Origin of the sequence: Tabrizicola sp. (genome assembly GCF_034366665.1) — a bacterium.
Lineage (GTDB): Bacteria > Pseudomonadota > Alphaproteobacteria > Rhodobacterales > Rhodobacteraceae > Tabrizicola.
Window position 1 is genome coordinate 23,060 of the sequence record NZ_JAXMMF010000096.1, and the last position, 22,162, is coordinate 45,221.

Annotated in this window: 21 protein-coding genes; 17 read left to right on the plus strand and 4 right to left on the minus strand. The window is 65.7% G+C overall.

Translation table 11 applies throughout. The features are described from left to right. Positions 1–32: 32 nt before the first annotated feature. Positions 33–590 carry a DNA-3-methyladenine glycosylase I gene (locus U1E69_RS12700; RefSeq protein WP_322244735.1) on the minus strand — a complete coding sequence of 186 codons (558 nt, stop codon included), beginning with the start codon at positions 588–590 and terminating at the stop codon, positions 33–35. 117 nt (positions 591–707) lie between these two features. On the opposite strand from U1E69_RS12700, the gene U1E69_RS12705 reads away from it, so the two are divergent. From U1E69_RS12705 to U1E69_RS12720, 4 genes are all read left to right on the plus strand, one after another. Further along, positions 708–1,565: an EAL domain-containing protein gene (locus tag U1E69_RS12705; protein ID WP_322244736.1), complete on the plus strand. Its 858-nt coding sequence runs from the start codon at positions 708–710 to the stop codon at positions 1,563–1,565. Between the two features lie 172 nt (positions 1,566–1,737). Beyond that, positions 1,738–2,913 carry an acetyl-CoA C-acetyltransferase gene (locus U1E69_RS12710; RefSeq protein ID WP_322244737.1) on the plus strand — a complete coding sequence of 392 codons (1,176 nt, stop codon included), beginning with the start codon at positions 1,738–1,740 and terminating at the stop codon, positions 2,911–2,913. A 107-nt stretch (positions 2,914–3,020) separates the two neighbouring features. Further along, on the plus strand, positions 3,021–3,746 hold the full coding sequence (locus U1E69_RS12715) for a beta-ketoacyl-ACP reductase (RefSeq protein ID WP_322244738.1): 726 nt from the start codon (positions 3,021–3,023) through the stop codon (positions 3,744–3,746). Between the two features lie 159 nt (positions 3,747–3,905). Further along, positions 3,906–4,769 carry a DMT family transporter gene (locus U1E69_RS12720; protein ID WP_322244739.1) on the plus strand — a complete coding sequence of 288 codons (864 nt, stop codon included), beginning with the start codon at positions 3,906–3,908 and terminating at the stop codon, positions 4,767–4,769. Here the strand turns inward: U1E69_RS12720 and U1E69_RS12725 are convergent. From U1E69_RS12725 to U1E69_RS12735, 3 genes are all read right to left on the minus strand, one after another. Next, entirely contained in the window at positions 4,763–4,930 is a 168-nt protein-coding gene (locus tag U1E69_RS12725; RefSeq protein ID WP_322244740.1) for a YdcH family protein, read from the minus strand. The two genes, U1E69_RS12720 and U1E69_RS12725, sit on opposite strands and share 7 nt — an antisense overlap. Before the next feature lie 95 nt (positions 4,931–5,025). Next, positions 5,026–5,784, minus strand: coding sequence for a tRNA1(Val) (adenine(37)-N6)-methyltransferase (locus tag U1E69_RS12730; protein ID WP_322244741.1), 759 nt, complete (start codon positions 5,782–5,784; stop codon positions 5,026–5,028). Further along, positions 5,784–5,999: a DUF2007 domain-containing protein gene (locus U1E69_RS12735; RefSeq protein ID WP_322244742.1), complete on the minus strand. Its 216-nt coding sequence runs from the start codon at positions 5,997–5,999 to the stop codon at positions 5,784–5,786. The genes U1E69_RS12730 and U1E69_RS12735 overlap by 1 nt, the downstream gene beginning before the upstream one ends. Before the next feature lie 49 nt (positions 6,000–6,048). Between U1E69_RS12735 and U1E69_RS12740 the strand changes: the two genes are divergently transcribed. The 13 genes from U1E69_RS12740 (at position 6,049) to U1E69_RS12800 (ending at position 22,001) form a co-directional block, all read left to right on the plus strand. Then, a complete protein-coding gene (locus tag U1E69_RS12740) occupies positions 6,049–7,065 on the plus strand; it encodes a polyprenyl synthetase family protein (RefSeq protein ID WP_322244743.1) in 1,017 nt (338 codons plus the stop codon). Between the two features lie 258 nt (positions 7,066–7,323). Then, positions 7,324–8,148, plus strand: coding sequence for an FHA domain-containing protein (locus U1E69_RS12745; protein ID WP_322244744.1), 825 nt, complete (start codon positions 7,324–7,326; stop codon positions 8,146–8,148). Beyond that, a complete protein-coding gene (locus tag U1E69_RS12750) occupies positions 8,129–9,241 on the plus strand; it encodes a PP2C family protein-serine/threonine phosphatase (RefSeq protein ID WP_322244745.1) in 1,113 nt (370 codons plus the stop codon). Before U1E69_RS12745 ends, U1E69_RS12750 begins: the two co-directional genes overlap by 20 nt. A gap of 3 nt (positions 9,242–9,244) precedes the next feature. Then, positions 9,245–11,650 (plus strand): GTPase domain-containing protein, encoded by a 2,406-nt coding sequence (locus U1E69_RS12755; RefSeq protein WP_322244746.1) that lies wholly within the window; start codon positions 9,245–9,247, stop codon positions 11,648–11,650. Positions 11,651–11,783: 133 nt separating this feature from the next. Next, positions 11,784–13,847, plus strand: a complete 2,064-nt coding sequence (locus tag U1E69_RS12760) for a dynamin family protein (protein WP_322244833.1) — start codon at positions 11,784–11,786, stop codon at positions 13,845–13,847. Between the two features lie 29 nt (positions 13,848–13,876). After that, positions 13,877–14,830 (plus strand): dynamin family protein, encoded by a 954-nt coding sequence (locus U1E69_RS12765; RefSeq protein WP_322244747.1) that lies wholly within the window; start codon positions 13,877–13,879, stop codon positions 14,828–14,830. An 18-nt stretch (positions 14,831–14,848) separates the two neighbouring features. Then, positions 14,849–15,220 (plus strand): hypothetical protein, encoded by a 372-nt coding sequence (locus U1E69_RS12770; RefSeq protein WP_322244748.1) that lies wholly within the window; start codon positions 14,849–14,851, stop codon positions 15,218–15,220. 18 nt (positions 15,221–15,238) lie between these two features. After that, entirely contained in the window at positions 15,239–16,093 is an 855-nt protein-coding gene (locus U1E69_RS12775; protein ID WP_322244749.1) for a hypothetical protein, read from the plus strand. Positions 16,094–16,206: 113 nt separating this feature from the next. After that, a complete protein-coding gene (locus U1E69_RS12780; protein WP_322244750.1) occupies positions 16,207–17,052 on the plus strand; it encodes a flagellar motor protein MotB in 846 nt (281 codons plus the stop codon). Between the two features lie 91 nt (positions 17,053–17,143). Beyond that, complete coding sequence (locus U1E69_RS12785) at positions 17,144–18,451, plus strand: flagellar hook-basal body complex protein (protein ID WP_322244751.1); 1,308 nt, start codon at positions 17,144–17,146, stop codon at positions 18,449–18,451. 6 nt (positions 18,452–18,457) lie between these two features. Continuing rightward, entirely contained in the window at positions 18,458–19,915 is a 1,458-nt protein-coding gene (gene flgK / locus U1E69_RS12790) for a flagellar hook-associated protein FlgK (protein WP_322244752.1), read from the plus strand. After that, positions 19,912–20,913: a flagellin gene (locus U1E69_RS12795; protein ID WP_322244753.1), complete on the plus strand. Its 1,002-nt coding sequence runs from the start codon at positions 19,912–19,914 to the stop codon at positions 20,911–20,913. The genes flgK and U1E69_RS12795 overlap by 4 nt, the downstream gene beginning before the upstream one ends. Next, positions 20,910–22,001 carry a flagellar basal body P-ring protein FlgI gene (locus U1E69_RS12800; RefSeq protein WP_322244754.1) on the plus strand — a complete coding sequence of 364 codons (1,092 nt, stop codon included), beginning with the start codon at positions 20,910–20,912 and terminating at the stop codon, positions 21,999–22,001. The genes U1E69_RS12795 and U1E69_RS12800 overlap by 4 nt, the downstream gene beginning before the upstream one ends. Positions 22,002–22,162 lie beyond the last annotated feature (161 nt).

Below are 22,162 nucleotides of genomic sequence, written 5' to 3' on the forward strand. Positions count from 1 at the left end.
ATATGGCCGCTGGGGCGGAAAAGGCCAAGGGGTCAGCCCCAGTCGCAAGTGGCGATGTGGTCGTTGACCATGCCCGACGCCTGCATGAAGGCGTAGGTGATGGTCGGACCGACAAAGTTGAAGTCCTCGGCCTTCAGCGCCTTTGACATGGCTTGCGACTGCGCGGTCTGGCCGGGGACCTGGGCCAGAGTGGCGGGCCGGGGGCCGGACGGCGGTGCGAAGGACCACAAAAAGGGCGAGAACCCCTGGCGCGCTTCGATCCGAAGGAAGGCTTGCGCGCCACGAATCGTGCCCTCGATCTTGCCGCGGTGGCGGATGATGCCGGGGTCTTGCAGCAGGCGGAGGATGTCGCTTTCTCCCCAGGTGGCGATCAGCGCGGGGTCGAAGCCCTGGAATGCGGCGCGGAAGTGGTCGCGCTTGCGCAAGATGGTGATCCAGGAAAGCCCGGCCTGGAAGCTTTCCAGAATCAGCAGTTCGAACAGACGGCGGGGGTCACGTTCGGGGCGGCCCCATTCGTGGTCGTGGTAGGCGACGTACAGCGGATCTGTGCCGCACCACGGGCAACGCGTCGAATTGTCGGCATTTTGCATGTCGAAAGCCCTTCCCGCAACGGTGGGGACAATTGGAACAAAATAGGAATGTTGACCTTCCGTTTACCCATCCCGGCCTAGGGTGTCGAGCGTGAAGTCATCGGACGGGGGCAGGACATGAGCTATATGAAAGGGCCGAGGGTGTCGAAGTTCGACCGCGACCCGTTGGTCGCCAGCCCCTTGAACGCGGCGATTTCGGCTCAGGACCGTGAGACCTTGTCGATGGTCGCCTCGGCGCTGAAGGACGGGCGGATGCGGCTGGCCTTCCAGCCGGTGGTCTATGCGGCAGACCCGACGATCATCGGCTTCTTCGAAGGTTTCATCCGGCTTCTGAACCTGCGCGATCAGGTGATCCCGGCGCGTGACTTCATGCCGACTGTCGAACAGCGCCAATTGGGACGCGAGATTGACTGCGCCTCGTTGCAGCTTGGCCTTCTGGCGATGCAGCGCAATCCGCAGATCCGGGTGTCGATCAACATGTCGGCGCGGTCGGTGGGCTACCGGCCCTGGTCCGACATCCTGCGCCGCGCCCTGCAGGAAGCGCCGCGCCTGGGCAAGAACCTGATCCTTGAGATCAACGAAGCCTCGGCCATGCAGGTGCCTGACGTGCTGAAGCCCTTCATGTCCGAAATGCGCGAGCATGGCATCGTGTTCGCGCTGGACGACTTCGGCGCCGGGATGACTTCGCTGCGGACTCTGCAAGAGCTGTCGTTCGAGATCGCGAAGATCGATGGCAGCCTGATCAAACACATCGACCGGACGCCAGAGGGTCAAGGCGCGACCCGCGCGGCCATCGCGATGGCGCAAGAGCTGGGAATGTACGTCGTCGCCGAATCGGTCGAGACCGAGGGTGAGGCGAAATGGCTGCGTGAGGCGGGCGTGGGATGCCTGCAAGGGTACCTTTTCGGCCCGCCGACCGTGACGCCGGACTTTCGCGCCTTCCGCCACGGGCGACCCAATCTCAAGGCCTCGTGACCCGCCGCAGATCCGACCGCCAGCGTCCGTTTGCGACAAGCCGGGCAGGAATCGGTCCTGCGGCTCCATCGTTCTTGCACTTGCAGCAAGATGCCCTTAGGGCATGGGGTGATGCGGCGCGAGCCCCTCGTGCCGTGGCGCACCCCTCGGGCGCTAGTGGGAGAGGAACCAGATGACCAATGTCGTAATCGTGTCGGCGGGCCGCACCGCCGTGGGCAGCTTCAACGGCGCTTTTGCCAATACTCCGGCGCATGACCTGGGTGCTGCGGTGATCGAAGCTGTCGTGGCGCGCGCCGGGATCGACAAGGCCGAAGTCGAAGAGACGATCCTGGGTCAGGTGCTGACCGCCGGCCAGGGCCAGAACCCCGCGCGTCAGGCGCATATCAAGGCGGGCCTTGCGAAAGAGGCAAGCGCCTGGTCGCTGAACCAGGTCTGCGGCTCGGGCCTTCGCGCCGTGGCGCTGGGCGCGCAGCATGTGCAGCTGGGTGACGCCAAGATCATCGTCGCGGGCGGGCAGGAATCGATGTCGCTGTCGCCCCACGTCGCGCATCTGCGCGCCGGGCAGAAGATGGGCGACATGAACTTCATTGACTCGATGATCAAGGACGGTCTGTGGGACGCCTTCAACGGCTATCACATGGGCCAGACGGCGGAGAACGTCGCCAACCAGTGGCAGATTTCCCGCGACATGCAGGACGAATTCGCGCTGGCGAGCCAGTTGAAGGCCGAAGCGGCGCAGAAGGCTGGCAAGTTCAAGGACGAGATCGTCGGTTTCACCGTGAAGACCCGCAAGGGCGACATCCTGGTGGATCAGGACGAATACATCCGCCACGGCGCGACGCTGGAAAGCATGCAGAAGCTGCGCCCGGCCTTCGTGAAGGACGGCTCGGTCACGGCGGCCAACGCCTCGGGTCTGAACGATGGCGCGGCGGCGGTGGTGCTGATGACGGCCGAAGAGGCCGCGAAGCGCGGGCTTACCCCGCTGGCCCGGATCGCGTCCTACGCGACCGCCGGGCTTGACCCGTCGATCATGGGCGTCGGCCCCATCCATGCCTCGCGCAAGGCGCTGACGAAGGCGGGCTGGAAGGTCGGCGACCTGGACCTCGTCGAAGCGAACGAGGCTTTCGCGGCCCAGGCCTGCGCGGTGAACAAGGATATGGGTTGGGACCCGGCGATCGTGAACGTGAACGGCGGAGCGATCGCCATCGGCCACCCGATCGGCGCCTCGGGCGCGCGGATCCTGAACACGCTGCTGTTCGAGATGGGCCGTCGCGGCGCGAACAAGGGTCTGGCGACGCTGTGCATCGGCGGCGGCATGGGTGTCGCCATGTGCCTGGAACGCGCCTGATCACTTCAACCGGAAGTTTGAAGCGGGCGCGCAATAATCTTGCGCGCCCGCTTTCGTTTCGGTAACAGGATTTCAAGGAATACCACAGTATGCCGGGAGGAGGCAAAATGGCACGGGTTGCATTGGTCACGGGCGGGTCGCGGGGAATTGGGGCGGCGATCTCGGTCGCGTTGAAGGCGGCGGGCTACACGGTTGCGGCGAACTATGCCGGCAACGACGAGGCGGCGGCGGCCTTCACCAAGGAGACGGGCATCCCGACCTACAAGTGGTCCGTGGCGGACTATGACGCCTGCGCGGCGGGCATCAAACAGGTCGAGGCTGACCTGGGGCCGGTGGACGTGCTGGTGAACAACGCGGGCATCACGCGGGATGCGATGTTCCACAAGATGACTCCGGGCCAGTGGAAAGAGGTTATCGACACCAACCTCACCGGCCTGTTCAACATGACCCACCCCTTGTGGTCGGGGATGCGGGACCGAAAGTTCGGGCGGGTGGTCAACATCAGCTCGATCAATGGCCAGAAGGGTCAGGCCGGGCAGGCCAACTATTCGGCGGCCAAGTCGGGGGATCTGGGGTTCACCAAGGCCCTGGCGCAGGAAGGCGCGCGGGCCGGGATCACCGTGAACGCGATCTGCCCGGGCTACATCGGCACGGAAATGGTGCGCGCCATCGACGAGAAGGTGCTGAACGAACGCATCATCCCGCAGATCCCGGTGGGCCGCCTGGGCGAGCCTGAGGAGATCGCGCGGATCGTGGTGTTCCTGGCCTCCGAGGATGCGGGGTTCATCACCGGATCCACGATCAGCGCGAACGGCGGGCAGTTCTTCGTCTGACGCCGGACGCCTCCTCGTGCGGCTGCGCCTTCTCGTCGGAGGGCCACCTGCGAGGAGCGACGAAGTCGAACGACGAGCGTTGCGGGGCCGTCCTTCGGGGCGGCCTTTTCCTTTTGCGGTCGGGCAGTTATGCATGCCAGGCTGCAGGAGGGGACGCCGGTGACCAAAAGCAAGGCAACGCTGATCGGCTTTACCGCCGTGCTGATGTGGTCGCTTCTGGCGCTGTTCACCATCGGCAGTGCCCCCGTGCCGCCCTTGCTGTTGAACGCGATCTGCTTCGGGATCGGCGGGCTGATCGGGCTGGTCTGGACGGCGCGCCAAGGGTTCGGGGTGCTGCGCAGCGTAAGCTGGAAGGTCTATGCCTTTGGGACCATTGGTCTTTTCGGATATCACTTCCTTTATTTCACCGCCTTCCGCCTGTCACCCACCGCCGAGACCGGGCTGATCGCCTATCTCTGGCCGCTGTTCATCGTGCTTCTGTCGGGCCTGCTGCCGGGCGAGCGGCTGCGGGCACCGCATGTGATCGGGGCGCTGATCGCCTTTGCCGGGGCGGCGGTGATCGTGCTGGGGCGGGGAGACGAAGGGAGCGGCTCGGCCCTGGGGCTGGGGCTGGCCTTCATCTGTGCGGTGACCTGGGCGGGATATTCGGTCCTGTCGCGTCGGCTGGGCGAGGTGCCGACCGAAAGCGTGACGGTGTTCTGCCTGGCAACGGCAGCTTTGTCCGTGGCCGCGCATCTGGCACTGGAGGAGACGATCTGGCCGGAAACCCCACTGGGCTGGGCTGCCGTGCTTGCGCTCGGGATCGGGCCGGTGGGCGCGGCCTTCTTCACCTGGGACATCGGCATGAAGCGCGGCGATATCCAGCTTTTGGGCGTGGCAAGCTATGCAGCCCCGCTGTTGTCGACCTTGGCCCTGGTGGCCGCCGGGATCACAAAGCCGACCTGGACAATCGCCCTGGCGGCGGTGTTGATCGCGGGCGGTGCGGCGCTGGCCGCGAAAGCCAGCGCCAAAAAGGATCAGTGAGCGCTGAGGCGGGTGATTTCCTCCTTGAGCTTCAGCTTCTGCTTCTTCAGTTCGGCGATCTTCAGATCATCCACCCCGGGGGCGCGCTGGGCCTTTTCGACCATTTCGGCCAGATTTTCGTGCTTCCTGCGCAGTTCCACCAGATGGGATTGGATCGTCATGGTCGTCCTCCTTGGTTGTTGCCCCTTGAGTGCACCACGAAACCCGAGTCGTGTCATCCCTTGTTACAGACCTGTGACAGAATGATGCGTCCAATTCAGCGGAATTGCGCGAGGAGGTCGGCCCCATCCCGCAACACGGCATTCGCCGCGGGGGTATAGCTTTCGCGGTCGCCGTCGTGGGCGGCCCCGGCGTGGATGACGAAGGGCGCAAGCAGGCGGAAGGGTGCGCGGCCACCCTTGCGGGCCTGGACGATGACGCGCAGGGCCGCGCGGCCTTCGCGTGCGGCAAGCGGCAGCACGGCGGCAGAGCCGAGTTTGGGGGCCAGGGCCGCAAGGACCTCGGGCAGGCCGTCGGTGCCGCAGATCAGGGTCAGCCAGCCGCCGGGGCGCAGGCGGCGGGTGGCCGCGGCGACCCAGGCGGACAGGGGGGTTTCCACCTGCATCGCGGTGGCGCGGGCGGCGACGGGCGAGGGGCTGCCCCCGGCGTGGTAGTAGGGCGGGTTGGCGATGACGTGGTCGAAGTCGCGGCGCAGGGGCACGGGGATGCGCGCAAGGTCGCCTTCGTGCACTTCCAGAGGGATGCCGTTCCGGGCCGCATTGCGGCGGGCAAGGTCGGCGTAGGCGGGTTGCAGCTCCAGCCCCGCAATGGCCAGGCCCGGCACGCGCTGGCCGAGACACAGCGCCGCAGCCCCTGCCCCGCAGCCAAGATCAAGGACGGACTGTCCGGGTTCGGCCGGACAGGCGGCGGCCAGCAAGACGGGATCGGTCGCGGCGCGGTAGCCCTTGAGAGGTTGCAGCAAACGCAAGCGACCACACAGAAACTTGTCGCCCGAGAGGTCTTCCTCGGCGAACATCAGGGGTCTACCGGGATGTCGTTGTCGCGCAGGATCGCGGCGGCGCGGAAGTGGTCGCGGTCGGCCACCATCAACCGGCGCGGCAGGATGCCCAGGTTGCCGTCCAGGATGCTCATGTGGACGTCCAGCGGAAACGTCGCTATACCCTCGCCCTCAAGAAGGACGGTGGCGAAGGCGATCATTGTGGGGTCGTTGGTGCGCAGAAGTTCCTTCATGGATTTCAGTTAATCCCGCCCTTCGCGCGGGGCAAGGGCGGCAGGCAGCATGGACGGTGCGGGCGAGACGGCGGTGGACAAGGCGATGGCGCCGCAGGACCGGCTGAGCGCCGAGTTGGCCGAGGATATGGCCGCGGTGAACGTGCTGATCCGCGAACGGATGGCCAGCGAACACGCCCCCCGCATCCCCGAGGTCACGGCGCATCTGGTCGAAGCCGGGGGCAAGCGGTTGCGGCCGCTGCTGACCTTGGCGGCCGCCCGGATGCTGGGCTATGCCGGGCAGGACCACGTCAAACTGGCGGCCACGGTGGAGTTCATCCACACCGCCACGCTTCTGCACGACGACGTGGTCGACGAGAGCCACCGCAGGCGCGGGCGTCCGACGGCGAACCTCTTGTGGGACAACAAGTCCTCGGTCCTGGTGGGGGATTACCTCTTTGCCCGCAGCTTCCAGCTGATGGTCGAGACGGGAAGCCTGCGTGTCCTCGACATCCTGGCCGACGCCTCTGCCACCATTGCCGAGGGTGAGGTTTTGCAGCTGACGGCGGCTCAGGACCTGGCGACGGACGAGCGGATTTATCTGCAGGTGATCCGCGGCAAGACAGCGGCCCTGTTCGCCGCAGCGACCGAAGTCGGCGGCGTGATCGCGGGCGCAGGCGAAACGCAGATCGCGGCGCTGCGCGACTATGGCGACGCGCTGGGAATTGCGTTCCAGATTGTTGACGACATTCTGGATTATGGCGGATCGACTGCGGTGATCGGCAAGAATACCGGCGACGACTTCCGGGAAAGGAAGCTGACGCTTCCCTTGATCAAGGCCGTGGCGAAGGCCAGTCCGGAGGACCGAGCGTTCTGGACACGCGTGATCGAAAAGGGCGACCAACGCGAGGGCGACCTGGCACAGGCTTTGGTGATTCTTCAGCGGCATGACGCAATATCCGCCTGCCGGACCGATGCGCTGGCCTGGGCGGCCAAGGCCAAGGCGGCGCTGAACAGCCTGCCCGAGCATCGGTTGCGGGACATTCTTTCCCAGCTTGCAGATTTCGTTGTCAGTCGCGTGGCCTGACCGAATGGAAAGACTTGATCCGTGAAATGACCGAATTAGGATCATTTTTTGGACAAAGTTCCTGAATAATCGGGATGCTGTGGGGATGGGCTTATTGTCCGTCTCGGCTGCCGGGGCAGCCAGGGTTGGCAGGCGGTGCGGTTTGGGTCTGGATGCAGCAGTCTGGCAAGGCAACCTTGGGCTCTTCAGGCCTTGGTAACCTGACCCGGGCAACAATGATGAAGCCTCGGGGGATGTCCGGGGCGCGGGGTACGGAACATGAATTTCTTCGCCTGGCTCTTTGGACGGTCGAAATCGAAGCGTGCCGCGCGCTTCGACGGCAACGAGGCTGAACAGATCGAGGCGACGAAAGCCGCAATCCAGTCCGTCGCGCAAGGCAACGGGCCTGCTGCCGGGCGTTTCCCCAAGCTTGCGGGCGGCGCCCCCGAAGTGCTGACCCAGACCCCCAACAGTGCCGTGGTGGCCAAGGAAGGCCCCACCCCCGCCGTCAACATCTGGGAGATGGAGGAAGAGGCGGCTCCTTCGGCTCCGGTCCCGACCCCCGCGCGCGAGATTGCGGCCGACGCCGGTGCGCGGCGGCGCGCGACGCGGACCAAGACCCGCGTCCTGGGGTTCGAGCCGCAGCCTGCAGCCGTGGTGCCGCTGTTCGACGAAGGCCGCATGGACGATTCGATCGAGCCTGGCGACAAGGCCGGTGTCGTCATGTATCCGACCGGCTGGCTGGTGGTGATGTCGGGTCCGGGCCGCGGGGCCGCATTTCCGGTGATGCGGGGTATCTCGCAGATCGGGCGGGGGGCGGACCAGACCATCTCGCTGGACTTCGGTGACATGGCGATCTCGCGCCAGAACCACGCGGCCATCGCCTATGATCCGGCGACGCACCAGTTCCATCTGGGGCATGGCGGCAAGTCGAACCTGGTGCGCTTGAACGGCAAGCCGCTGCTTACCACCTCGGTGGTGGGGGACCGGGACGTGATCCAGATCGGTGAGACGACCCTGATGTTGAAAGTATTGTGTACGCCCGACTTCAACTGGTCGGCGGTCGAGTCCGAGGGAGACGGTAATGATATGGCGATCGCGTGAGCCACGCTATGATGTGGCGTCGGGCATCAGCCAGGGCGCGCGCGATTATCAGGAAGACGCGATAACGTCGGATTTTCCGGTCGGCGCCGAGGCCGGTTTTGTCGTTCTTGCCGATGGGATGGGCGGCCACGCAGCGGGCGATGTCGCGTCAAAGATCATCCTGACGGAAGTCTTCAGCGAGCTGAAGTTCCACTTCGCCGATGTCGTGTCCTTCGAGGCGCGGGCACCGGAAATCCTGCGCAATGTGGCGGATCTTGCGAACGAGACCCTGCGCCAGCACACCCGCAGCCACCCCGAGACCGAGGGGATGGGTGCGACGCTGGTCGTTCCGGCGCTGGTGGAAAACCGGCTGTGGTGGATCTCGATCGGGGATTCGCCGCTGTTCCTGTTTCGCAACGGGCGGCTGACGCAGCTGAACGAAGACCACTCGATGGCACCTCAGATCGACTTCATGGTGAAGTCCGGCCTGATGGACCCGCAGGTCGCGGCCAACCATCCGGACCGCAACTGCCTGATTTCGGTACTGATGGGCACGCGGATTCCGAAGATCGACTGCCCGACCAAGCCGTTCGAGCTGAAGCAGGGCGACATCGTCGTCTGCGCCTCGGACGGGTTGCAGTTCCTGACCAATGCGCAGATCGAGAAGGTCCTGAACAAGGCTCGAAAGACCCGGTCCACCGAAATCGCCGAGCGGCTTCTGGAAGAGATCACCCGGTTGGATGATCCCGATCAGGACAACATCAGCTTTACCGTGATCAAGGTGAACGACGCCTCGGTCCGCGCGCCGCAGGATCGGCCCAAAGGCCCGTCGACCGCCGTGGCACGGCCCAGACGGCTGACGACGGTTGCGCCGGATCATGTGCGCCTGCCCGGTCAGCAACCCGGGCCGAAGGCGGGGGCAACGCCCGTGCCAACCCCGGTTGCGGCCCCCCTGCCCTCGGCAGGCCCGGTGGCCGCCCCGCTGCCGGAAGCCAAGGCCGCACGCGCGCCCCGCCCGGTCATCGAGGCGGTGCAAGAAAGCAACCACGACCAGTCGGTTGAGGATTTGTCCCCTGTACGGTTGCGGCCACGGCGAGTCACCGTCATAAAGTAAGTCATGGCAGATCCCGACGGAGAACTGACAGTCGCCCAGCGGCTTGGCCGCGCACTTGATCGCGGGCTCCTTCCAGCCGGCGGTCCGGCGGAGGCTGCAGAGCGTCTGATCGAACGGTTGGAGCGTCCGGCGCGGATCGCTTTGCTTGGGCTGCCCGGATCAGGCAAGTCGTCAATCCTGAACCTGCTTGTGGGGTCGGCCGTCGTCCCCGAAACGCTTCGCCTTCCGACCATCATCGTCCAGCACGGCGACGTGTCGCGGATGCTGTGCACGCTGACCGACGGTACCACGAAGATCGTTCCGGGCGCTGACCTGGCCGAGGTGCTCCCGCTGGCCCCCGCGCTGGTGACGCTGGAGATGGACCTTCCCGCCCTGCGCATCATCAGCCTGCTGGAAGTGTCCGCCGGCCCGATGGAGGCTGAACAGAAGCGGGCCGCGACCTGGGCCAGCAAGCGCGCCGACATCGTGATCTGGTGCACGACCTCGTACCTTCCCAAAGAGCAGGCGGTCTGGGAAAGCCTGCCCGACGCGGTGAAGGACAACAGTTTCATGTTCCTGACCAAGGTTGACCTTTTGGGCAGCCGGGATGCGGCGCAGGCGATGCATGACCGGGTCGAGCTGCGGGCCAGCGAAGAGTTCAGGCAGATCCTCTCGATCTCGGCCAAGCAGGCCCGCGCAGCGATGCCTGTGGGTGGTCAGGTGAACCGTGAGCTGTTCCGCGACAGTGGCGCCTCGGCGGTGATCACCGCGATCAAGACCCGGGTGCAGTCGGGCCGCCGGGCCGACATGGACACGGCCGAACTGTTGCTGGCACGGCATGTCGAGGCCAGCGAACTGGTCGCCAAGCGCTTCGCCGAGCCTGAGGAAGAGGCCCCGCAGGCCTGGACCCCGCCACCCGAACCTGCGCCTGAAATTGCAGCCAAGCCGGAGGCCGCACCCGAAGCCGCCGTCCCGGTGCCGGACGTGGAGCCGGTGCCGGAACCTTTGGCAGTGGTCGCAGAACCCGAAGCCGAACCCGAGCCCGAATCCGAGCCTGCCCAAGAACCAGACCCTGTCCCCGAACCCGTGGCCAAGCCGGATACGTCCACGCCAGCCGCTGCGGTTGACCCCGCGCCGGTGACTGACGTCTCCGCGACGCCCGAGCCAGAGCCAGAGCAACCGGGAACGCGGCGGCGCTTTGCCGATCGGATCAAGCGTGTGGCGACGGACGGCGATGCGGCAGCCACCCCCTCGGTGCCCTTGCGCACGACCTGGAAGTCGAAAGCCGAAACCGAAGCGCCGCCCCCCGCGCCCGAGGCAGAGCCTGCACGTGATGCTCGCCGCCCGCGCGCCGCTGCCGCGACACCGGTGCCGGAAGAGCCGACGCCGCCCGTCGTGGAAGAGGCGGCCCCCATCGCCGAGACGCCCGAGCCTGTCGAAGAGGCTGCGGTCGTCGATGTCTCAGGGTTGGAGCCGGCAGCGGAAGAAGCCCTGGAAGACCCCGCACCTCGCGAGCGGCCAACTCTGCGCGACCGCCCCGGCCGGGCGGTCACCCCGCGACCGGAACCCGCCGAGGCGGCACGGGCTGCACGGCCTCAGCTGTTCGGCGGTCGTCGTCCCGGGATGACCGGCAGCGATGTCCCGATGACCGACCTGTCATCCTTGCGCGCCACGCCCGAAGAGATGGAATCGGCAATCGAGGAGAACCCCTTCAAGGTCGAGGATGTCGCCGAAGCCGATGAGGCCGCCACCGACCTGCCCGAACCGATGGATGCGGCCCCGCCGGAAGAGCCGGCCCCCGCCATGCGCGCCGAGCGGCCCGCTGACCGGCCACGCCTTTTCGACCGCGAGCCCCGCGCCCGCCCCGTGGCTGCAGTCGAGCCTTCGGCCGCACCGCCGCGCACCACACCGATCACGCGGTCACCCCGGGCAGTGGCCACAGCGCCATCGGCTGCTCCGGCTGCCGTTGCAGAAGATCAGTTCTCGCCCGCGGCCATCATGCGCCGCGAACCGCGGACACCGGACGCGCCCCCGCCCCGCCGGGAGCGGCCCCGGATCGCGCCACGCGCCATGCCGGTTGCGACGGCTCCGACAAGCACTGCGTCGGTGCCTTCGTCCGAGCAGGCGCTGGTGGATGAGGCCGTCGGTCTGATCGTCGTGCGGTCGACCGGGCTTGCCGGCGTGGTCGATCCGGAGGGCAAGGTTCCGGTCGACTTGATTCTTGAACATGCCCGCGAAACCAGCGAACAGTTGCAAAGCGTGGTGTCGCGCGGACGGTCCGACGAGATGCGCCGGATCAGCAGTGACGTGGGAGAGGTCATGGACCTTATCATGTTGATGCAATTGGAAAAAGGGCACGCTCCCGCCGACGATGCGCTGACCCTACTTCTACAACTTAAGCGCGAATTGGAAACATTACGCGCGGTGTGACACCATTGTGAGCGTAGAATCGTCAAGAATGTGCCCAATTGGGACCACTTTCCAAACTTATGACATGATTGCGGGGCCTTGAGTCTATGTGCTTGCCAATCGGACGGATCAAGCCCGCAGGTATGAGGTGATCATGGGACTGGGTGCGGTAGCAGAGAACCAGGATGAGCTGGACAGCGTCGCTGTGCAGGAGGCCGATATTGCGCTGAAGCGCAATTTTCCGGGCCTCACGCGCATTGCCGACGCCATCACGCAGTTCGAGGACGTGCTGCGCGATTTCGTGACGATGGCCGACCCCGACACCTCGAAAAAGGTGACGCGGATCATGAGCCAGGTTCGCGAGGTCGAGCCTTCGGTGACCGTCATCGGCCAGATCAAGGCCGGTAAGACCTCGCTTCTGAACGCGATGATCGGTGCGCCGAACCTGTTGCCGACGGACGTGAACCCCTGGACTTCGGTGGTGACGTCGCTCCACATCAACACGCCCTCGCCCGAGCTGAACGTGAAGGCGAAGTTCAAGTTCTTCGACAATGCCGAATGGGAAAAGCTGGTGTCTAACGGCGGCCGGATCGGCCAGCTGGCGGCCCGCGCCGGGGCGGATGACGAGCTGGAAAAGCTGCGCCTGCAGGTCGTGCAGATGCGCGAGAAGGCCCAGGCCCGGCTGGGCCGCAAGTTCGAGATGCTTCTGGGCACCGAGCACCGCTATGGCACCGTGGACGACGCGCTTTTGCGCCGCTACGTCTGCGTTGGCGACGAGGAAACCGGTGGGGCCGAACAGGGCCGTTTCACCGATATCACCAAGTCGGCCGATCTTTACATCGAGCGTGAGGACTTCCCGGTCCAGCTTTGCGTCCGCGACACGCCCGGCGTAAACGACACGTTCATGATGCGCGAGCAGATCACGATCAACGCCGTGCGCGACAGCCGGTCCTGTATCGTCGTCCTCTCGGCGCACCAGGCGCTGACCACGATGGACATGGCGCTGATCCGCCTGATCGCCCACCGCCAGAGCCGCGAGATCATCATCTTCGTCAACCGGATCGACGAACTGCCCGACCCGGCGAACCAGGTCCCGGAAATCCACCGCGCGATCCTGGAAACGCTGGAGAAGAACAACGCTCCGCCGGACATCGACATCATCTATGGCTCGGCCCATTGGGCCAACGCGGTCTTGGAAGGCAAGATCGACGAGATGCACGAGGACTCGACCGAGTCCGCGATCAACTGGACCCGTGCCGCCTTTGCCGACAAGATGGACGCCTGGTCGGCCGAGCAGCTGGTCTGGCATGCCTCGGGCGTGCCGGCGCTGCTGGATGCACTGGGACAGCGGATGTACGAAGGCCCGGTCCGCGAGGCGCTACAGAAGTCGTCCCGCCAGGCGCTGAACCTGGCCCAGTCGCTGGACGTGGTGGATCAGGTCCGCATCCTGGAATCCGACGGCCAGTTGAACCGGACGATGACCACCGACCAACTGGACAGCGAATTGCGCCGGATCGAACTGGCCGCGATCGAGAAACTGACCGCGCTGACCAACAACGTCTGCAAGGATTTCACCCACCGGATCGACCAAAGCTATGAACGCTTCCTGGACCGCGCGACGAACAGCCTGATCGAGCATCTGCAGACCAATGGCGAGGATGCGACCTGGCACTACAGCCCGCTGGGGCTACGGATGCTGCTGTCCTCCAGCTACCAGGTCGTGCTGAAGAAGATGCACGCCATCGCGGCCGAGGTGAACAACGAGACGGCAGTCAAGATCGCCGACCTGTACGGCAAGACCTTTTCGATCACCGTGGAAGGCTTCAAGATCGAGACCCCCGTTGTCAGCTACATCCCGCCGCCGATCAACCTGGGCCAGACCATCGCGCTGGACCTGCAGGTCAGCTGGTGGAAAGGCTGGTGGCAGCGCCGTCGTGGCTACAAGGCCTTTGCTCAGGACTTCAACAAGCTGATCCGGGCCGAGACCGACCCGATCATCAATGACCTCAAGACCATCCAGATCGGCCTCTTCCGCGAACGGACCCAGGCCACGCTGAAGGACTTCCTGCAGGAACAGCGCGAACTTCTGATGAGCGCTCTGGCATCTTCCGAAATTTCGATGGATGAGATGAAAGAGTTGTTCGGCGTGAACGCCTGGGAAGACCGGCAGGAATGCCTGGCGTCGATCATGGACGAGCTTGCAATTTACGCCGACTGATCGGTCGTGGGTACGAAAGGACCTGTGGAATGCCGCTGACCCGTAAGCCCCGTATCGCCATCATGGGCGAATTCAGCTCGGGAAAGAGCACGCTTTGCAACGTGCTGATGGGGGCAAAGCCGCTGCTGGAGAAGGTGACGGCGACGCAGCTACCGCCGGTCTGGCTGTCCTACGGGCCAGACGATGCCTATACGATGGGCCTAGATGGCCACGCCTATGACCTGGACCTGTCCGAACTGGAGCAGGTCAGCCTGGAGACGACGGAACACATCCGCATCTTCATGAAAAGCGACATCCTGCGCTACTGCGACCTGGTCGACATGCCCGGCATTTCGGACCCGTCGATGTCGTCGGAAGTGTGGGAGCGGATGGCTTACCTTGCCGACGCGGTTCTGTGGTGCACCCACGCCACGCAGGCCTGGCGGCAGTCGGAATCGGGCGTCTGGTCGACCTTCCCGCAGGAAATGCGGCAGAACAGCCTGCTTCTGGTCACCCGCTTCGACAAGATCGTAGGCGACAGCGACAAGTCCAAGGTGCTGAAGCGCGTCAAGCAGGAAACCGACGGCCTGTTCGCCGAGGTCTACCCGGTGTCTCTGCTGCAAGCGATGCGCGCCGGCGACGACGAGGCGAAGTGGCTGGACAGTGGCGTCGATGCCTTCTCGAAGGCGCTGTTCGATATCATCCACCGCATCATCGACGAAGGTCACCCGGAAAAGGGCGACGAAGGCAAGCCGATGATCCGCCCCGATCCTGCGGACGAGACCGAGGTAGGCCAAAGCCTGATCGCCCAGACGTTCGAGCGTCTGATGGCAGTCCGCAACACTCCGGTCGTGAAAGTCCTGCCGCGGCGCGTCGCGTCGGGGGAGCGCCTGCTGCGGACCGAACGGCCGACGGACGAATCCGGCCCGACGATGGTGTCCTTTTCGGATCAGATCATGGGGGCCACCGAGGCCCCGGCTCTGGGCCGGCTGAAGGGCCTTTAAGCCGGAAAGGATGCGGCCTTGGGCGTGAACGAAAGCCTTGGCGCGGTGGTGAAGGCATTTCCGCAGGCCCGCCTGGTGGCCTTTGCGGACCTGTCGTCCCGCATGATCCTGTCCAGCACCGGCCCCTTGTCGACCACGCAGGAATATCTGGACCGGCTGTGCGACCAGGCCCGCACCAGCTTTGACGACCCGCTGTTCTCGCTGTCGGTCGAGGCCTTCGGCGAGCCCAATGCCGCGGTGGTCATGGGACCCGATACGGTGCGCGTGTTCCTGCGGTCCGACGTCGAACCCGCCGATGCCTTGTGCTGCATCTGTGATCACTCCATTGACCTTCCCGCGTTTGTAGCGAAAATCCGTACCACGCTTGAAAGCATCACTCATGCTGGGTGACGAGGGCCGGACAAACCGTTGAACAGGGGCACGCTTCCCATCCTTGCGCGTCTGCACAGCCTGCAGACGGCCGCCCGCTTCGTGCCGGGCGGAGGCCGCGTTATTTCCGAGGCTACCGATCGCAATCCCGTGGCCCAGCTTCTGCGCGTCCTGAACGAGACGATGCTGGCCCGGTCCTTGCGCTTTGTCTCGGCGGCAGGCCCCAGCCTGACGCTGGATGTCGCGGGCCGCCGCGTGCTGCGGGTGACCGATGCCGAAGGGCTGTTGGGCGCTGACGTCTGTCTGGCGACCGACGTGCTTGAGGATGAGCACAAGGATGACCTGATCAAGCTGTTCCAGGGCGTTGCCCTTGTGCGCGAGGACCTGCATGTCATCTCGGGCCCGGTCGGTCGCGGCGGCGAAGAGGTCAGCGTCGGCCTGCCGGTCGCGCTGCTGGCGGATCTGCTGCTGGTCGACCTGAACGTCACCGAACCGGACGAAGATCCTGTCGAAGTGCCCGAGGAAGTGGTCCCGCCCACGCCTGCGGAAATCGCGGCGGGGGAGACCGGCCTGTCTGGTTTCGCGGCGGCGGTGGGGCCGGCGCTGATCGCCTGGCTGATCGACGGCGGGGCGGAAGATGGCCGGACCGACGGCCCCGAAGAGATGGTCTCGCATCTGCAGGGCTTTCTGGCCGACGAACGGGACTCGCTTGAGCGGCAGTTCGACAGCCTCTCCGCCGCCCCGGGCGATGCCATCTGCATGATCCTGGGCGCCATGCTGGTCGAGGGCCACAGCATCGTCGGCGCGCGCATCGGGCCGTCGATCCTCCTCGGCGTTATTGAGGGCGATGCGACCACCGCGACTTTGGGCGCCTGGCGGGCTGCGCTGCGCTAACGGGCGGCGACTGTGGCGGGAATGTGAAAACTCGCTAAAAGCCAATAGGTTAAGCGTATGTAAAGCCTGCGACTGCTATTCAGAACTCTGGGTGTATGGCTTGGGTGATGTGGATGGCTGCGCAGGGTAATGCGGCGCCAGTCATCATCAAGCGGAAGAAAGTAGTCAGTGGCGGGGGCCACCACGGCGGGGCATGGAAAGTGGCCTACGCTGACTTCGTGACCGCCATGATGGCGTTCTTCCTCTTGATGTGGCTGCTGAACGCGACGACGGAAAAACAACGCAAGGGGATCTCGGATTACTTCAATCCGACGATCCCGGTGAACCGCATCTCGGGCGGCGGCGACGGGGCCTTTGGCGGCAACAGCGTCTTTGCGGAAGAGACGATGGCCCATACTGGCACCGGTGCGATGGATCGCAAGACATCGGCCAGTTCTGCCGACGCGGCGGGCGACGAGGCTGGCAAAGGTGCGGCGGGCGAAGGCAAGGCCCAGTCCGAGCTTGAGGATGTGGAAAAGGCGCTGCTGGCCCGTGGCGGCGAAAGCAACACGATGGAGCGGCTCTTGCGCCACGTCATCACCAAGGTCACGGACGAGGGCCTGGTGATCGAGATTTTCGATCTGCCCGATGCGCCTTTGTTCGATCCCGACACGGCCAAGCCGACCCGGGTCGCAATCGCCCTCGCCGAGGTCCTGGCCGAGGTCCTGAGCCTGACCACCAACGAGATTGCGGTTTCGGGCCATGTGCAGGCCCATCCGGTAACGCTGATCGACAACCCGGTCTGGGACCTGTCGACCGATCGCGCGCAAAGCACGCGAGAGGTGCTTGAGGCAGCGGGCATCGACGCCGCGCGGATGCAGCGGGTCACAGGGTATGCCGACCGCAAGCCGGCCGTCGCCGACCCGTCGGTCGAACGCAACAACCGGATCGAGGTGACGCTTCTGCGACGCGACCGATAATTCCTAGACTTTTATCCATTAGGGGCATGTTAAGACGCCGTGCTGCAGGGTCGATCCACCAGGAATCGAAGCTGCAGAAAGGCGCTTTCCCATGACGATATCCTCCTCGCTCAGCGCGGGTGTGGCCGGGCTGAACGCGAATGCCACGCGGTTGGCCTCGATTTCCGACAACATCGCGAATTCGGGCACCTACGGCTACAAGCGTTCTTCCACCGATTTCACCAGCATGGTCATCACCGGCTCACGGGGGTCCGGCACCTATTCCGCTGGCGGCGTCCGGGCGTCGACGATCCGGCTGATCGACGAACGCGGCGATCTGGTGGGCACCGGCAATCCGCTGGACCTGGCCATCGCCGGGCGCGGGATGCTGCCGGTGATCAATGAGGTGTCGCTGGGCAATGCCCTGTCCGACACCCCGCTTCTGATGACGCGCACGGGCAGCTTCCGCACGGATGCGGACGGCGTCCTGAAGACCGACTCGGGCCTGGTCCTCTTGGGTTGGGCGGCAAATGCCGACGGGACGATCCCGTCGAACCCGCGCGACACGCTTTCGGGCCTGGTGCCGATCGTGATCAACACCAACCAGACGGCGGGGGACCCGACCACCACGATGAACCTGGGGGTCAACCTGCCTGCGACCTATACCGAGGCCGGATCGACCGCCACGCCACCGCCCCTGTCGGTGGAATACTTCGGCAACCTCGGCACCTCGGAATCGCTGGAAGTGACCTTCATTCCGACCGTGCCGGCCACGGGGTCGTCGAACCAGTGGACGATGCAGATCCGCGACAGTGCGGGCGGCGGCAACCTGATCGGGGAATACAGCCTGGTCTTCGACGACAGCCGTGGCGCGGGCGGAACTCTGGCTTCGGTCACCGTGATCTCGGGCGGGGCCTACAACCCTGCAGACGGGACCCTGGCGCTGACCGTCGCGGGCGGCCCCCTGACCGTGGGCATCGGTCGCGCCGGTGATCCGAACGGTCTGACGCAGCTGTCCGACAACTTTGCACCGGTGTCGATCACCAAGAACGGCTCTCCGGTCGGCAACCTGACCACGGTCGAGGTTGACGAAAAGGGCTATGTGAACGCCACTTATGACACCGGCTTTACCCGGCGGCTGTTCCAGATCCCTCTTGTGGACGTGCCGAACCCCAACGGCCTTCTGTCGCTGTCGAACCAGACCTACCAGGTCTCGCCCGATTCCGGCTCGTTCTTCCTGTGGGATGCGGGCTCGGGGCCGACGGGGTCGATCCAGGGCTATTCGCGCGAGGGGTCGAAGACCGATGTCGCGGCAGAACTGACCAACCTGATCCAGACCCAGCGCGCCTATTCGTCCAACGCCAAGGTGATCCAGACGGTGGACGAGATGCTGCAGGAAACCACGAACATCAAACGGTGATAGGCGATGAGCATCACCTCCGCCCTTGCCGGAGCCTTGTCGGGCCTCTCGGCCACCTCGCGCCAGGCGGAAATCCTGTCGTCGAACGTGGCCAACGCCACGACGCCCGGCTATGCCCGCCGTCAGGTGGGCCTCGGGGCGGCGGTGCTGGCCGGGCACGGGCAAGGCGTGCAGGTCCTGGGCGTCACCCGCGACGTCGACCGGCATCTTCTTGGGGAACGCCGCGTCGCCCAGGCCGGCGGGGGCGACCGTGATGTCCGGGCCGAGTTTCTGCAGCGCGTCGAACAGACGCTGGGCACGGCCGACAACCCCTCATCCTTGGCAGCCCGGCTTGCCGCCTTTGACCAGGCCCTGGTCGAATCCGCCGGGCGACCCGAATCGCAGGCCCGCCTGAACAGCGTTGCCACCACGGCCAAGGCGTTGATCTCCGGTCTTGCCGCCGCCACGACCGACATCCAGAACGCCCGCGCCAGCGCCGACCGTCGTATCGGCGAAGAGGTGGGCAAGCTGAACTCGACGCTGCAGCAGTTGCACGAGCTGAACGTGAACCTCCGCTCTTTCACTGGGGCCGGGCGCGATGTCTCGGCGCTTCTGGATGAACGGCAGCGGCTGGTCGACCAGATCTCGGCCATCGTTCCGGTGCGAGAGATCCCGCGCGACCTGAACCAGATTGCCCTCTTCACCGTCGGGGGCGCCCCTCTGCTGGAAGGCTCGGCGGCCGTGATCGGCTTTACGCCGGTCCATACGATCACCCCCGAGATGACCCAGGCGCTTGGCGGGCTGTCGGGGATCAGCATAAACGGGCGGCCCTATGACACGGCCGGGTCGGCCAGCCCGATCCTGGGCGGGACCCTGGGGGCGCTGTTCTCGGTCCGCGACGAGCTTGCCGTCGGCGCGCAGGGGAAGCTGGACGCCGCCGCCCGCGACCTGGTGGAGCGTTTTGCGGGTCTGGACCCGACCCTTGCCCCCGGTGCCGCGGGCCTGTTCACCGATGGGGGCGGCGCGTTCGATCCGCTGGACGAAGCGGGCCTCGCCGGTCGGCTGCGCCTGAATCCTGCCGCCGATCCGGCCCAGGGGGGGGCGCTCTTCCGGTTGCGCGACGGTTTGGGGGCCGCAACCGAAGGCCCACCGGGCAACGGCACGCTTCTGACTGCGCTGCACTCGGCGCTGACCGGGGCCCGCCCACTGGCCTCGACCGGCTTTATCGCGGGCAATCGCAGCTTCGCGGTCCTGACCTCGGACATCCTGTCGGACGCCTCGGCCATGCGGCTTTCCGCACAATCCGAGCAAAGCTTCTCGGCCGCCCGGCTGACCGCGCTGACCGACCTTGAAGCGCAGAACGGCATCGATACCGACCAGGAGATGCAGGAACTTCTGGTGCTTGAGAAGAACTACGCCGCCAACGCCAAGGTGATCCAGGCGGTGGCCGACATGATCGACACCCTCATAAGGCTTGACGGATGACCCGGATCTCGGTGGGCGATGCAAGTCTGACAAACATCCTGGCGCGCCAGGGGGCCGACCTGCGCGGGCAGGTGCAGCGCGCCGCGCAAGAGGTGGCCACAGGCAAGCACGCGGATATCGGCAAGGTGATGCGCGGCGATGTGGCGCCGCTTCTGGCCGTGGACGCCAGCCTTGCCCGCCTTGCGGCCTACAAGACCAACACCACCGACGCGGCCTTCCAGACCGCCGCACAGCAGTCCGCCATCGCGGGCCTGTCGCAACTGGCTGCGGGGATCACCACGACCCTGATGGCATCGCGCGATTTTCCAACTCCGGCCCAGGTCAACGCCACCGCTGCCGACGCCCGGGGGCGGCTGGCATCGGTCGTTGGGCTGATCAACACGCAAGCCTCTGGACGCGCTGTCTTTTCCGGCGTGGCGACCGACACGCTTCCGCTCAGCGGGGCCGAGGACCTGCTGGTCGCGCTGGAAACGGCGGCGGCGGGGTCCACGACCGCGGGTCAAGTCGAGGCTGCGGTGAACGGCTGGTTTGCCGATCCCTTGGGGTTCGGTGCGTTTTATCAGGGCGACGCGTCGCTCTCGGCGGCTCCGATCGCCCCCGGCGAGGCGGCGGACCTGTCCACCACGGCGATGGACCCGGCGATCCGCGACACGCTGGCGGGCTTTGCGATGGCTGCGCTGATCGACCGCGGGACCCTGGCCGGAAACGCCGAAGAGCGGGCGCGGCTGGCCCAGATTGCCGGGCAGACCCTGCACCGGACCGAAGATGCTCGCATCACCCTTGCTGCCCGCATCGGGACCGTCGAAGCGCAGATCGAGACCGCCCGCACCCGCAATGCGGCAGAGGAGACCTCGCTTGGCATCCTGCGGTCGGACATCGGCTCGGCCGACCCCTACGAAGCGGCGACCCGGCTGGAGAACGTCCGGGCGCAGCTTGAATCCCTGTATCTTGTCACCGCCCGCGTCTCGCGGCTTAGCCTTACGGAGTATCTGCGATGATCCGCTTCCTTCTGGCGCTGATCCTGACCGTCAGCGCCGCCGGTGCCGAGTCGATCCGCATCAAGGACCTGGTCGAGTTCGACGGCGTGCGCGGCAACGACCTGGTGGGCTATGGCCTGGTGGTGGGCCTGAACGGCACCGGCGACGGTCTCAGGAACGCCCCCTTTACCGAAGAGATCATGGCGAACCTGCTGGAACGGCTGGGGGCCAACGTGACCGGCGAGGAGTTCCGCCCCAAGAACGTGGCGGCAGTCTTCGTCACCGGGCAGCTGCCGCCCTTTGCCCGGGCGGGTGGGCGGATCGACGTGACTGTGTCGGCCATCGGGGACGCGAAAAGCCTGCTTGGCGGAACGCTGGTGATGACGCCATTGAACGGGGCGGACGGGCAGATCTATGCCGTGGCGCAGGGCACGATCATTGCCGGCGGTGTCGTGGCCGAGGGCGATGCGGCGCGGGTGACGCAGGGCGTGCCTACGGCCGGGGTCATCCCCTCGGGCGCGCGGGTGGAGCGGGAGGTGGAGTTCGACTTTGCAAGCCTGCCCAGCCTGCGCCTGGCACTGAAATCGGCGGACTTCACCACAGCCGCCCGGATCGAACAGGCGGTTAACGCGGAATTCGGGGCGCGGGTCGCGCTGATGGAGGATTCCGGGACAGTGGCGGTCGACATCGGGGCGACGGGCATGCAGTCGCCTGCGCATGTGCTGGCGCGGCTGGAAGGCATCCTGGTGGAGCCCGAGACACGGGCGCGGGTGGTCGTGGACCAGCGGTCCGGAACGATCGTGATGGGGGCCGACGTCCGGATCAGCCGCGTCGCCGTCGCGCAGGGCAACCTGACTTTACGGGTCGAGGAAAGCCCGCTGGTGTCCCAGCCGAACCCCTTTGCCGAGGGTGAGACCGTGGTGGTGCCGCGGTCGAACGCCTCGATCGCCAAGGACGGGACCGGACTGGCCGAGGTGCGGGGCGGGACCGACCTGGCCGAGGTGGTGGCGGGCCTGAACGCCTTGGGCGTGGCACCGCACGACATGATCGACATCCTGAAAAGCATCAATGCGGCGGGCGCGCTGCATGCAGAGTTCGTCGTGAACTGACCTTGGTCACCCTGCGTTGACGATTTTGGAGTGCTGTTGGTGACAGGGTTTCTGGATCTGCCCGGTTTGGGCCGGTAGCGACCTCTGCCCACCAGGAACTTGGTTGAACAGTCGCACGCGCCAAGGGCCACAAGGCTCCCCCAGCGAGGAGGCAACGAAGT